The organism is Pontibacter sp. SGAir0037, from assembly GCF_005491705.1.
GTDB lineage: Bacteria > Bacteroidota > Bacteroidia > Cytophagales > Hymenobacteraceae > Pontibacter.
This window is the reverse complement of record NZ_CP028092.1, coordinates 2,120,391-2,133,958: the sequence shown is the minus strand read 5'-3', so window position 1 is coordinate 2,133,958 and position 13,568 is coordinate 2,120,391. Positions and strand designations below refer to the sequence as shown.

Below are 13,568 nucleotides of genomic sequence, written 5' to 3'. Positions count from 1 at the left end.
TTTTTTGACAATGCAGCTGTTATTTTATAAATTGTGGTATTTATACTAGTGTTATGAACTCCATTAACTCTGTTTCAGAATTTCACCGGTTATTGTCTTTGCCCGAACCTCGCCATCCGCTGGTGAGTGTCATTAATTTGGCAGAAAGTGTTTTCCTGGAAGACAAGGTTTGGGAAGGTTTCGTTAACCGCTTCTACTGCGTAGCTCTAAAAAGAGAAGCCAAGGGTAAAATAAGGTATGGTCAGCAACACTACGATTACGATAACGGTGTTTTGAGTTTTACGGCACCCAATCAGGTGCAGTATCTGGATCTGCAGCATATGGAATGCGGATCGGGCTATCTGCTCATCTTCCATCCGGATTTTTTGCTTACCCATCCCTTAGCAAGCACTATCAACAACTACGGCTTTTTTTCTTATGCGGTACACGAGGCGCTGCATCTTTCCGCTGAAGAAGAAGAGGATCTTATCACTATACTCCGCAAGATCGACAAAGAATGCCAGCATATTGATAAACACACACAGGAAATCATTCTATCACAAATTGAATTGCTGCTTAACTATTCCAATCGCTTTTACGAGCGGCAGTTCATTACCCGCAAAAACAACAATCATCAACTGCTTACGAAATTTGAACTTCTTGTTGAGGAGTATTTTAATACTGATACTACCATGCAACAGGGACTGTTAACGGTACAACATATTGCGGAACGGATGAATCTATCGCCAAACTATCTCAGCGACTTCTTGCGCCTGCATACCGGGCAAAACACCCAGCAACATATCCACGAGAAGTTGATCGAAAAAGCAAAAGAAAAATTATCCACTACCAACTTATCGGTGAGCGAAATCGCTTATGCCTTAGGCTTTGAATACGCCCAGTCATTTAGTACGCTTTTTAAAAAGAAAACCAAAATGTCACCTCTGGAGTTTCGACAGTCATTTAACTGACAGCTCCAGGCCACCGCGGCAATCCCCATACACCTATAAGTTACGGTACCTTAGCGTGCCCTAAAAAAAACAGAAAAAAAGCACCAAGTTACTCCTTCGTTACCGTAACAGGTAATGTCATGTTTGGAGTAAATGATATACCGAAGTTCTTTCTTGCCTTTTTCCTTGTGCTTCCCATCATTTCGCTTGTGCACGAGGCAGGGCATGTTTTCTTTGCCTGGCTGATGGGGGGGAGGAACATCAAAGTCACCGTCGGCAGCGGTGAGGTGCTGTTCCGTGCCGGCCTGCTGGAGGTGCGCAAATATTATTTCTGGTACGGCCTCTGCTCCTTCGACAACCTGAAGCGCAATCACCGTTTTGCCAATATTCTCATCTTCTCAGGCGGTGCGCTGTTTAACGCTGTAACGACGGTCGTTGTGATTTACCTGATTGAGAATAAGACCCTTGAGCCGACTATGGCGACTTACCAGTTCACCTACTTCTCACTTTACTACATCTTTTTCGCGCTTCTGCCCATGGCCTACCCCGGTGGAAGCTATAGCGACGGCAAGATTATTCTGGACCTGATCCGTCACAGGAAGCAGTTGGGGGAGCGAACATACCGTATACAGTGGAACGAGGAAAAGAGGCAGTGGTGTGTGCTGAACCATGAAGGAGAACTGGTACAATCTTTTGATGAGGAGGATAAGGCACTTGCCAAAGCACATGAAGTGGCACAAAATAACCGTCCCAGCCGCTTAATCAACAGCAAAGACGATAAAGAGGTGGAGGTGCAGAACTACCCGCGGATTCCGCTGTAGCGGTTCACCTGGTAAAAAAGGTCTACGCAGCTGCTTTACTTCAATCTTTTACACTCTTGGCGATAAGAGCTTTGCCTATCCTGTCAAAGCCTGGTCTTCACCGTACAGTCTCACAAAGCAAGGATAGCAAGCCTGTCCTTGCTTTGTGATGGCAGCCGATTTTTGTCTCCTGGTCTAGCGGGATCCTTTTGCGCTTTTCCTGTTCCCCAGGTATGTGATGATCTATAGGCATGTGGTGAACGATCTGTCTGGCAAAGATTTACGGTAGGTGTTAGTGAACAGTCATCATGCGCCTCAACGGCGCCTTTCTTAGAGCTATAGGCGTCGATAGGCTGGTGCCAGAGATCCCACTCCTGGTGTCAGCAGGAGTGGGATAAAATCTCCTTGTTATCTTCTTTTCAAGCATTTCCTGTCACCACCACACTTTAGCCTACTGAATAACATCCTCGGAGTACACCAGCCAAAGCGGCACTTGGATATCGGTGTTATACAGCTCGGTAGGCACGCTGCCCAGACTCAGCGAAGGCAGCGGGTTGTTACCCTTCAGGCCCAGTACCAGCAAGTTGTGACGGCCTTTTTCTAAGTGCAGGGCAATACGCTCTGCGATGCTCTTGTTGGCAGCTCTTACCAAGGCATAAGGAACAGTGCTTATCTCCTGGTGCCGTTTCTGCAGTTGAGCAAATTTTTCTTTGACCGATTCTTCCGCTTTTTTAACGGCTTTCTCTTCTGAGATGAGTGGGAAGAACTGGCTTGGGAGGCGGTATACGTGCATAATTTCCAGCTGAAGACGCAATTGATCAGATAAGTTTTTACTTAGCCTGAGTGCGTGAACAGAGGCATCTGAAAAGTCTATCGGGACCAACACTTTTTGTATGTTAAAAGGAGCCTTTTCGGGGAACACCAGCACGCTGCACGGAAGTATGCGCAACAGCTTTGTACCCAAGGCTCCCGTGCTTTTGTCGCTCGTCTTCTTCCCAAGAACGGTTAGCTTTACCTTGTAGCGCTTTACCAGGTCGGCGAGTATAACCTCTGTGTTCGGCTCCTCGCTGACGAGTATCTCGTAATCAGTAACGTTACCAAACTGCTCGGCCACAATATCCTGCATGTTGCCCTCGATCTCGCGGCCAAGGTCTATATCTCCGAACCATTCTCTAAATTCGTCGCTAAGCTCGTATAGTTTGATGTTATGCACAAAGTATACTTTGCGTACCTCCAGGCGCTCACAGATGGAGCGGGCAAAGGCAACCAGTTTTTCGTCTATGTCGCTTAGGTCGAGGCAGACCATCATGGCGTCAATCGTAATCATAATGCATCAGGATTTGGTGGTGTAGGATGATCTTTTTTGAGTTCCGGAGTTCCAGTACCCAGCTTTTGGGCACGCTTGGCAAGCATTTCGCCGACAAGCTGCTGGTATGCTTTTCGTTGTTGTGCCTTGCCCAGTTTAGTTTCTTCCGCGGCTTCCTCGTCAAGGCCCCGGTAAAGGCTGTAACACATCAGCAAAAGGATAATGGCAAAAGGGAGCCCCGTAATAATAACGGCCGTTTGCAAGGCCTGCAGGCCCCCGCCAAGCAAGAGCACTGCGGCCACAGCGCCACCAGCCAGTGCCCAAAAAACACGCAGTCCCACCGAAGGGTTCGGGTTACCGCCGGATGTAAGGCTTACGACCACTAGCGAACCGGAGTCGGAAGAGGTCACAAAAAAACCTGCCACCAGCAGTACCCCAATCACGGAAAGTACAGTAGAGAAGGGCAGTTGCTCGAAGAATACAAACAGGGCGGTAGACATATCTGCAGCTACAGCATTCGCGATGGTCGCGTCACCGGCCAGCGCTTCGCGTAGCGCCGTGCTGCCGAAGGCGGTCATCCATAGGAAAGAGAGCAGGGTTGGAGCGATCAACACGCCCAGTACAAACTCCTTAATGGTCCTGCCCTTAGACACCCGCGCAATAAAAATACCCACGAACGGTGCCCATGAAATCCACCAGGCCCAGTAGAAAACCGTCCAGGAGCCCTGCCAGTTCCTGGTAGAGTAGGCCTCGTTCCAGAACGAGAGCTGCATGAAGTTACCGATGTAGGAGCCGGTGTTCTGCACATAGGAGCCAAGTATAAAAACGGTTGGCCCCAGCACCAGCACCGCCACCAGTATAAACAGGGCAATGCGTATATTCCACTCGCTCAGGATGCGTACGCCCTTGTCTACACCGGTTACAACAGAAATCGTTGCGATACCAGTGATGACCATGATAAGTATAATTTGAGTAGTGATATTGTTCACAATGGCTGGGAATACATGATTTAGCCCCGCAGCCACCTGTTGCACCCCTAGCCCCAGCGAGGTTGCCAGGCCGAAAAGCGTGGCAATCACAGCCAATGTATCGATGATGTGCCCCACCATGCCATGAATCCGCTCACCTAAAAAAGGATAGAAGGCAGAGCGCACGGTCAGGGGCAGCTGCCGGTTATAGGTAAAGAACGCCAGCGCCAGCGCAACCAGTGCGTAGATGGCCCAGGCGTGCAGTCCCCAATGCAGGAAAGTGAAGTTCATAGCCTGCCTCGCCGCGGCGGGTGTGCCGGGCTCCCCGAGAGGGGGTGTCTGAAAGTGGTTGATGGGCTCGGCTATGCTCCAGAAAAGTAGGCCTATGCCCATACCCGCGCTGAAAAGCATGGCAAACCAGGCCGAGGTGGTGAATTCAGGCTTGGCGTCTTTGCCGCCCAGCCTTATCGCACCAAATCGGCTGAAGGCTACATACAGGCAGAACGCTACAAAGAGATTTACGCTGAGTATAAAGAGCCAGCCCATACTGGAGGTGACGGCCACTTGCACCTCACTGAAAAATGCCTCGGCACTCTCCCGGAAGACAAGCACCAGCGCGATGCTGACTACCAGAAAAGCGATGGACGACCAGAATACCGGACCGTTTACCTCCAGCCCCAAAGACCTGTGTGTGTTACTTTTTACTTTACCCATGCATGTCGTGTTAAAGAATCAGAAATAGTATCCCATATTAATGTTAAAACGCAGGTGCCAATCCGTGTCTGCGGGCGTGCCGGAGGCAAGGGCGTTTACCCACTCCGGTCCAAGCCAGGGCTGGTTGTAGCCAAAGGCCGCATCGGTGTAGATGTACATAGCCCCGGCGGTCCATAAAGCGCCCAGTACGTTCATATGGGTGTCCTCAAAACCACTGAATCGCTTGTTATAGTAGCCGTAGTTGTTGTAGAAGGTGATGCCCTGCAGCAGGCGCCTGTCGATGGGAAGGTGATAGGCCAGGCTGGCGGTATACATCTCCCCCTTGGTGGCCACGTTGTAATTGGCTCCGTAGGCACCCATCTCTACAAAGCCAGTGTCGTCCCCGGATGCGTATTCCGGGTGTAAGCGGTAGAGCATCGCCTGCAGCTTCACGTTCCAGGGACTATAGGCTGCCGCGTACTCGTAGTGTACGGCAGCGGCGTACCTGTTGCCGTTGCGCTCAGTGTCCAGGTTGTAGAGAAGCCCTCCCTGCAGGGAGAAGCCCAGTTCATGGGCAAGACTGTCGCCCAGGCGACGAACCAGCTTAAAGTCCATTTGATTGTTTTCTTTGTTGCGCCCGGTAATGTCGTAGGAGTAGCGGTTGGGGCTGGCCTCTGCCGAGCTGATCACAAACTCCTCGGCGCTTTTATAATAGGCGGCCTGCCATTGCCAAAGGCCGTTGTCGTGTATATACTTTACTCCCATGTCGTGGTCGTCCTCGAAACCAGCGTAATAGGTGATGTTAAAAAACCAGTTGTTGGAGTTATATTGCTGAATGCCAAAAGGCACCTGGTTCAGGCCGACCTGGATTTGAGACTTTTCGGAGAAGTCGTGCTGGAACCAACCCTGCTTCAGGAAAGCGCCGCCAAATGCCTGTGCGTAATGCCTGAACTCTGCGTTTAGTTTAATACCCTTGTACTCAGATTCCACATTAATACGAAACAGATCAAAGCCAAAGTCACCGCCTCGTTTCAGTTGGTCGTCCTTCCAGGTGGAAAGGTTGTAGTTGAAGCGCAAAGCCCCGCCTATCTTCAAGCTGGGTTTCTCCTCTGCTTTCTCTTCCGGATACTGTGCTTGACTAAAGGTACTGATGAGGCAGGTGATAAACAGTAAAAGTGTTCTTCTCATTTAGAATTATGTAGTAAAACATCCTGAACTCCTTTATTAGTGGACGGTTTTAATTCAGAAACGTTGTTCAGATGATGATTTTAGGTGTCACTGACATCTGGTTAAGCAATAAACGGTACGACCGTTTTAGAAAGAGAAAATAAGAAATGATCATAGCTGGCATTATAGGAAAGCATGGCCTCCAGAGCTGAAAGCATATGAAAGCTTAGGGCATAACCAGACGAGGCGGAAGCGAGGGAATGAATGGAGGCTATATGGCCCACATTTTTGAAGCATCAAACATCCGCTGGTAGGGGATGGTGTAAACAGGTTAACAAAATAAAGACATGAAGATAGTATACACCAGGGTGAGTTATGACACCTCCTTCAGACGAATGTACAGCGACTCTCCCATGCAAGCGTGTTGGCTACCCTGCTCTGAACTGTTTCGGCATTGAAAATTCAACAAATTTAAACTTCCTTCTGTTGCAACCATTGTGGTTTAATCTTGAAACTCACTCATGCGGTTGCTGAAATTTTTCCGATTGCTTAACCGGTTTCTAGCTGGTTGCAATTCAAAATAACCTAACATTTTTTTTGAACTGGTTGTACTGCCTCACATGCGGCACAGAAAAGAATTCAGTTTTATGTTATCATCATCACAGACCTACATAACAATTCACAAATCCATTTATTTTTTAAGTAGGGCACGGTTTTAAGTTATGCGGGATTTGCTTTAATAAATTTTTTCAGGAAAAGAACAATTCCTTTTAGGAAAAGTAAAAATGAATAAATACATTTAGAAAATAATGATTGATTAATCACTTTTATAAAGTATGCAATTGGTGAGCGAATGCTTTTTTTTTGATTATGCCTGCAATCGATCTCAGATGCAAGTACTTGTTTAACCAAGATAGTAAGTTGAAAGGGAGTCATTATTGCTCAGTATTAACAATTCCAATGTTTTTTAATTGCTGGGTTGCTTTAGAAGGTGGAAAACTATAAAGGAAGCAAAGCTTATCTATAGTTTTTTATGATGAACGCCTATGCTTTTTTAATCTAAAACAATGCCTGTGCCATCAGGTAAAAGATATACTTATTGAAGTTAGGGTGCAGAAGAAGTAATTCATTTTATTTCATTATCTGCAATCGATTGCGAAAACTTGACACTGCTGTGTTACCATAGAAGTAATCTGCTCTACATGATTTGAGATTTGCCTGTCTGCAAAAGCAGGTATTGAGTTTTAGTATTTTTTATTCCACAAAAAAGCATCACTTATGACGATTTTTACAAAATTTTCATGTGCTGTGCTGCTGGTTTGCCTTACAGGGTTATCTGTAAAAGCACAACTTGTAGCCTCAGCAGAGGGCGTTAGACCGCCACTCAACGTTAATCCTAAAGTGGCGGATGTTGTCATTCAGGGAAGAGTCACGTCAGGGAAAGGTGAACCACTGCCTGGGGTTACGGTTGTCGTAAAAGGAACCTCTACCGGGGCAACTACGGGTGTGGAAGGTACTTATTCGCTGCGCCTTTCAGAAGCATCCGGTACATTGGTGTTTTCTTTTATAGGGTTTATTGCCAAAGAGGTGCCTATAAACGGAAAAACAACCATTAATGTCATTTTACAAGAAGATACCAAAACACTGGAAGAAGTGGTCGTTGTAGGGTATGGTACACAGAAGAAAAGTGATGTAACAGGTGCTGTTAGTTCAGTTAAGGCAGAAGAAATAAAAGAACTGCCCGTAACAAACGCAGCCCAGGCGCTGCAGGGGCGGGTAGCAGGTGTGAATGTGGTCATGTCGGGTACAAAGCCTGGTGCAGGTGTGGAGGTAAGGGTGCGTGGAAACCGTTCTTTCTCAGCTAATAATGACCCTTTATATGTAGTAGACGGTATTCCGATAACTGGCGGAATCAATGATATTGCACCTCAGGATATTGCCTCCTTAGAAGTATTAAAAGACGCCTCGGCAACTGCTATTTATGGGTCTCGGGGTGCCAATGGAGTTGTGCTTGTCACTACCCGGAGAGGAACCGTTGGTAAACCTCAGATAACCTATGATACTTTTGTCGGCTTCTCAAAAGCTTTAGGCAAAGTAGATATGATGAACGGAGCTGAGTTCGCAGAATATAAGCGGGAGTCGAGAAGAGCGAGCGATAATTACGACGATAACGACCCGCAGGCTGCAGATGTGGAATTGTTTGAACCTGTTGAACTGGAGTCTATTCGTTTAGGTCGCTCTACAGATTATCAGGAGCTCATGCTGCGAAGAGGATTGATCCAGAACCACCAGCTCGGTGTAAACGGTGGCACCGAAGACACCCGATACTCGATTTCACTAAACTATTTTGAAGATAACGGCATCATCAAGATTCAGGACATGTCCCGCTTTACCCTGCGCGTTAACCTTGATCAGCAAATAGGAAAACGTATTAAGCTCGGCGTATCTACATTGGCAAGTAAAAGTGTGTTAAATGGACTGGATCTAAATCCATATGATGATGCGCTACTGGAAAATCCACTCGGTGTTCCTTATGATGAAGCCGGCAACATTATCTTTCTACCAACAAACGATGGATTGCGTTCTAACCCGATAAGTGAAATACAAGAGGGCGCTAATATCAATAAAGAAGATCGCTTCCGCCTTTTTAGCAGTCTTTACGGTGAGTTAACACTTGCCGAAGGGCTCACTTACAGGCTTAACTTTGGCCCGGATATTATCCAGAGCCGAAAGGGTAATTTCAGGGGGCGTTTAACAAATGAACGACGTAATAACGATCCTACTGCCAGTACTGATGAAAACCAGGTGTTCAATTACACGCTCGAGAATATCCTGAATTATAACAAAACCTTTGCTGAAAAACATAGCCTGAACTTTACAGGCTTATACAGTGTGCAGCAGCGTAAGCAGGAAGGCTCTAATGTAAATGTACTGGGGGTGCCTGCTGAAGGCATGGAGTACTACAACCTAGGGGCAGCTGCAAAGGTAACGGGTGTCGGATCATTTTACGAAAAATGGAATATTTTATCCTATATGGCGCGCGTAAACTATGGATATGATAGCCGCTATCTATTAACATTAACAGGTCGTGCCGATGGCTCTTCACGATTTGCCAAAGGGCAGAAATGGGGATTCTTTCCTTCTGTTGCACTAGGTTGGAATGTTTCTAATGAAGCATTCATGCAAGGTATCTCATGGTTAACAACTTTACGTCTGCGTGCCAGTTATGGTGAAACAGGAAATACAGGTATAAACCCTTATCAGACACAGGGATCTTTATCCCGTACAACCTACTCCTTTGGCAATACCGGCTTGTTTGGGTTTAGGCCTGGAGCTATCAGGAACGATGCTTTGCAGTGGGAATCAACCAGTTCATACAATATAGGCACTGATTTTGGCTTCTGGAATAACCGTGTTTCAGGTAGTCTGGAATTCTATCGCCAGAGCACCAGGGACTTGCTCTTGCAGCGCCAGCTCCCCCTAACCAGTGGTTTTAGCAATGTGCTGGAGAATATAGGCAGTACCCAGAATACAGGTGTAGAAATGACTTTATCTGCCGTGCTTATTGCTGGCAATGATTTTAACTGGTCGGTAGACTTAAATGCCTTTGCTAACAGAGAAAAAATAATAGAGCTATATGGGGGCAAGGTAGATGATATCGGTAGTCAATGGTTTATAGGTCAACCGATAAACGTGTACTATGACTATGAAAAAATCGGGATCTGGCAAACAGAAGAGGCGGAGCTTGCAAAGGTGTACGGGCAGAAGCCCGGCGAAATAAGAGTTAGAGATGTAAACAATGATAACAAAATTACGGCTGACGACAGGATAATACTAGGAACTCCAAGGCCAACCTGGCAAGGAGGTATGACACACCGTTTTTCTTATAAAAACTTTGACCTTTCGTTTTTTGTATTCGGGCAATTCGGCAACACCATCATCAGTAATCTCCATGAAGGGCAGACAGTTAACTTGTTCGGCCGCTACAACAGCTTAGACGTAGACTACTGGACTCCTGCTAATCCTACCAATGCTTATCCAAGGCCAAATCAGAACCAGGAGAGCCCCATTTATGTGAGTACCCTGCGCTATTTCGATGGATCATTTATCAAGATAAGGAACATCAACTTTGGGTATAACCTGCCCCAGTCGCTTACTGAAAAGATAGGCATTGGCTCAATAAGGGTTTATGCTACGGCACAGCAACCACTCATCTTTTCATCTTATGTAAGAGATCACAAAGGTATAGATCCTGAATTTCCGCGTCAGGATACGCCGTCCTATTCTCAGTACCTGTTAGGGTTAAATGTTAGATTCTAAAAGTTAAAATTTAAGATTTATGAAACGATATATAATTAGCCTTTTAATATTGGGAAGCCTTGCCACATCGTGTAATGGCCTGCTGGATGAGGATCTTCGCTCTGGACTTACCAGTGAATTTATAAGCACCGGCGAGGGGCTGGAGGCTGCAGTAGTAGCTGCGTACCAACCATTGCGACAGTATTATGGAGTGGAAAGAGGCATGACAACTACTGTGTTCGGTACTGATACTTACATGCAGGGGTCTGATGGCGGGTTTAAATACTTCGACGCTTATTCTGCTCAACTAGATGCCCGTAATACTTACTGTAGAGAGATATGGAACAATTTTTATATCGGTATAAATACCACAAATGCCATTATTGAGCGGGCACCGGCAATTTCAAGTATGAACAATGTTACCCGGGATATCAGAATAGGAGAAGCTAAATTCCTGAGGGCGCATCATTATTTTGTACTGGTACAGATGTTTGGGCCGGTACATATCACCCTCAGCGAAACACAAGCTGTTGAGACAGCATCAGCTCGCTCCAGTGTAGCGGATGTTTATGACGTAATTGTAAAAGACCTGGAAGATGCTATTGCAAAACTTCCTTCCACCACAAATGACTGGGGCCGTGCCACCAAGCCTGCCGCTGAACACCTGCTTGCCAGGGTATTGCTGACGAGAGCATCGTCTGTAGCTGCGCAGCAAACAGACTATCAGCGTGCAGCAGACCTTGCAAAGGGAGTGATAAGTAATTACAACTATGTGCTGCTGCCAAATATATCAGATGTATTTGCTCAGGGCAATGAGAACAACTCAGAGACAATTTTTGCAGCGCAGTATATCAACGACCAGATTTATAACGGAGATGGGGCTAACAATGCCAGCCGTTTTGTGTTAATGGAATACGATGTGCAGCCAGGCATGAAGCGGGATCTGCCAAACGGAACACCCTGGAAGAGGTTTCGCCCGACAGACTTCCTTTTAAACAATGTTTATGCTGACAGAACCCATGATGTACGCTATGAAAAGTTTTTCAAAAGTGTCTTCTACGCAAACAATGCAGCCTCAATACCTAAAATTAACGGCGTACCGGCCTACAGTGTAGGAGATACTGCCATTTGGCTTCCAGGCAAAGAGCTTCCTGCCAATGTTATTGCAAGTAAGCCTTATCAGGTGCTTACACCAAGCAAATATACACCAAAGCTTTATCCCTCTTTAACTAAATTTGAGGATGCTCAACGACCTGATAACCAGGCGGCAGGTGTGCGCGATTTTCCAATGATGCGGCTGGCCGAAACGTACCTGATAGCTGCGGAAGCACTTTTGATGAGTGGCAAAGCTGAGGAAGCCGCAGATTATATCAACACCCTTAGGCTCAGGTCTGCCAGAGTAGGAGCTACTCCTGAAGAAACAGCACAGCACCAACAAGCCATGATGGTAACGGCCGGGGATTTGGACATAGATTTTATCCTGGATGAACGCGCACGTGAGCTGATCGGAGAGATGTTCCGCTGGTTTGACCTGGTAAGAACAGGAAAACTTGTTGAGCGCGTAAAAGCCCATAATCCTTATGGGGGGCAAAACATTAGAAGTTTCCATGTCTTGCGTCCCATCCCGCAGGAACAGATTGACCGTACTACCTCTGAATTTGCACAAAACGAAGGTTATTAGTATAATTCTGCTCAGCCTTGTCCAAAGGCTGAGCAGAATGCCTCTTTTAACTAAACGCAGTGGACACCAACTGCAGTACTGGAATATGATTTAATCACATACTTGATAAAAATGAAAAAACATCATTTGCCCCTTTTACTAATGCTGCTTCCCGCCACGTTTAGCCAGTACGGATGCGCTTCAAAAAGTAATGAATCGGTGCAGCTTTCGGAGTCATCACAGGAAAACGGTTGGGTTGAGTTGTTCAATGGAAAAGACCTGACCGGATGGACGCAAATAAACGGCAAGGCCAGCTACAAAGTAGAGGATGGTGCCATTGTGGGCACCACCGTCATGAATTCGCCTAACAGCTTTCTGGCTACAGATAAAGAATATAGCGACTATATCCTTGAGTTTGAAGTTATGCTGGATAACGACATTAACAGTGGTGTGCAGTTTCGCAGTATCTCTGATCCGGCCGTCATGGAAGGACGGGTGCATGGTTACCAGTTTGAAATTGATCCCTCTGATCGGAAGTGGACTGGAGGCATTTACGATGAGGCAAGACGGGGATGGCTTTACCCGCTTTCGCTAAACCCCGATGCCCAATCGGCTTTTAAGAAAGGAGCTTGGAACAAAGCACGAATCGAAGCCATAGGTAACCGTATCACCACCTGGATGAATGATGTGCCAGTTGCTTCGGTGGTAGATGATATGACACCTAAAGGAATTATAGCGCTCCAGGTGCATTCTATTGGCAATGCCGAAGATGCTGGAAAAGAAATCAGGTGGCGGCATATCCGTATCAAGACTACTGATCTGAAACAACGGGAAGGGCATAGTGCCTTTGTTGTAAACCTTGTGCCAAACAATCTGACAGAAGAGGAAAAGGCACAGGGCTGGCGCTTGCTGTGGGATGGCAAAACAACAAAGGGCTGGAGGGGAGCTTATAAAGATGCTTTTCCGGCAGGTGGATGGAAGATTGACGCAGGAGAACTGCAGGTGCTTGAATCCGGAGGAGGCGAATCGGTGAACGGTGGCGATATTGTAACGGAGCAGGAGTTTGATGCATTTGACTTACAGGTTCAGTTTAAACTCACAGCGGGTGCTAACAGTGGTATCAAATATTTTGTTACGGAAAAAGAGAACGTTAAGAATGCTTCTGCTATCGGACTCGAATATCAATTACTGGATGATGCAAGACACCCGGACGCTAAAATGGGACGAGATGGTAACCGTACACTTGCATCGCTGTATGATCTGAAGACATCGGAGAAGAACCAGCGGTTTCTGAAACCAATCGGCGAGTGGAACCAGGCCCGTTTAATTGTTAAACCTGATAACACCGTGGAGCATTGGCTGAATGGTATAAAGGTGCTGGAATATAAAAGAGGATCTGAAGAATTCAAGGAATTAGTAAGTAAAAGCAAATACAAGAACTGGGAAAACTTTGGTGAGGCGGCTAAAGGACATATCTTACTCCAGGACCATGGCAATAGTGTAGCCTTTAGAAGTATTAAAATAAAGGAATTGAAAGCCATTTAAACGATTATCCGGCAAGCTGGTGCGGTCAGTCTGGTTTGCCGGATTTTCCATTGTTTGCGTCTTAGGGGCTCATATTATCCTCATAAGAAAGGCATACTATGACGATTGCTTTAAACAGTTAAACTATAGCTAGGGTGCTGGCGCTGGTTTTCTGCCATTCCTTCAGTTAGTATATATAAATAGCGTCACCAAAGTAACATA

At 46.4% G+C, this 13,568-nt stretch carries 8 protein-coding genes; 5 read left to right on the top strand and 3 right to left on the bottom strand.

Features of this window, described 5'->3' with window-relative positions; all coding sequences use genetic code 11:
* The first annotated feature begins 53 nt into the window (after positions 1-53).
* On the top strand, positions 54-950 hold the full coding sequence (locus tag C1N53_RS08590) for an AraC family transcriptional regulator (RefSeq protein ID WP_137758912.1): 897 nt from the start codon (positions 54-56) through the stop codon (positions 948-950).
* Between the two features lie 119 nt (positions 951-1,069).
* Positions 1,070-1,750: a site-2 protease family protein gene (locus C1N53_RS08585; protein WP_137758911.1), complete on the top strand. Its 681-nt coding sequence runs from the start codon at positions 1,070-1,072 to the stop codon at positions 1,748-1,750.
* 430 nt (positions 1,751-2,180) lie between these two features.
* Here C1N53_RS08585 and C1N53_RS08580 read toward each other — a convergent pair whose 3' ends face one another.
* Genes C1N53_RS08580 through C1N53_RS08570 form a run of 3 tightly spaced genes read right to left on the bottom strand, consistent with a single transcriptional unit; the run spans position 2,181 to position 5,884 of the window.
* Positions 2,181-3,056, bottom strand: a complete 876-nt coding sequence (locus C1N53_RS08580) for a universal stress protein (RefSeq protein ID WP_137758910.1) — start codon at positions 3,054-3,056, stop codon at positions 2,181-2,183.
* A complete protein-coding gene (locus C1N53_RS08575; protein WP_137758909.1) occupies positions 3,053-4,717 on the bottom strand; it encodes a BCCT family transporter in 1,665 nt (554 codons plus the stop codon). Before C1N53_RS08575 ends, C1N53_RS08580 begins: the two co-directional genes overlap by 4 nt.
* Before the next feature lie 18 nt (positions 4,718-4,735).
* A complete protein-coding gene (locus tag C1N53_RS08570) occupies positions 4,736-5,884 on the bottom strand; it encodes a hypothetical protein (protein WP_137758908.1) in 1,149 nt (382 codons plus the stop codon).
* A gap of 1,257 nt (positions 5,885-7,141) precedes the next feature.
* On the opposite strand from C1N53_RS08570, the gene C1N53_RS08565 reads away from it, so the two are divergent.
* The 3 genes from C1N53_RS08565 to C1N53_RS08555 all read left to right on the top strand — a co-directional run bounded on the left by C1N53_RS08565 (position 7,142) and on the right by C1N53_RS08555 (position 13,367).
* Entirely contained in the window at positions 7,142-10,183 is a 3,042-nt protein-coding gene (locus tag C1N53_RS08565) for a TonB-dependent receptor (RefSeq protein ID WP_137758907.1), read from the top strand.
* Positions 10,184-10,202: 19 nt separating this feature from the next.
* Entirely contained in the window at positions 10,203-11,843 is a 1,641-nt protein-coding gene (locus C1N53_RS08560; RefSeq protein ID WP_137758906.1) for a RagB/SusD family nutrient uptake outer membrane protein, read from the top strand.
* A 111-nt stretch (positions 11,844-11,954) separates the two neighbouring features.
* On the top strand, positions 11,955-13,367 hold the full coding sequence (locus C1N53_RS08555) for a DUF1080 domain-containing protein (protein WP_137758905.1): 1,413 nt from the start codon (positions 11,955-11,957) through the stop codon (positions 13,365-13,367).
* Positions 13,368-13,568 lie beyond the last annotated feature (201 nt).

Coding starts and splice junctions, on each gene's coding strand:
- C1N53_RS08590 (WP_137758912.1), top strand. CDS start 54: ATGAACTCCATTAACTCTGTTTCAGAATTTCACCGGTTATTGTCTTTG.
- C1N53_RS08585 (WP_137758911.1), top strand. CDS start 1,070: ATGTTTGGAGTAAATGATATACCGAAGTTCTTTCTTGCCTTTTTCCTT.
- C1N53_RS08580 (WP_137758910.1), bottom strand. CDS start 3,056: ATGATTACGATTGACGCCATGATGGTCTGCCTCGACCTAAGCGACATA.
- C1N53_RS08575 (WP_137758909.1), bottom strand. CDS start 4,717: ATGGGTAAAGTAAAAAGTAACACACACAGGTCTTTGGGGCTGGAGGTA.
- C1N53_RS08570 (WP_137758908.1), bottom strand. CDS start 5,884: ATGAGAAGAACACTTTTACTGTTTATCACCTGCCTCATCAGTACCTTT.
- C1N53_RS08565 (WP_137758907.1), top strand. CDS start 7,142: ATGACGATTTTTACAAAATTTTCATGTGCTGTGCTGCTGGTTTGCCTT.
- C1N53_RS08560 (WP_137758906.1), top strand. CDS start 10,203: ATGAAACGATATATAATTAGCCTTTTAATATTGGGAAGCCTTGCCACA.
- C1N53_RS08555 (WP_137758905.1), top strand. CDS start 11,955: ATGAAAAAACATCATTTGCCCCTTTTACTAATGCTGCTTCCCGCCACG.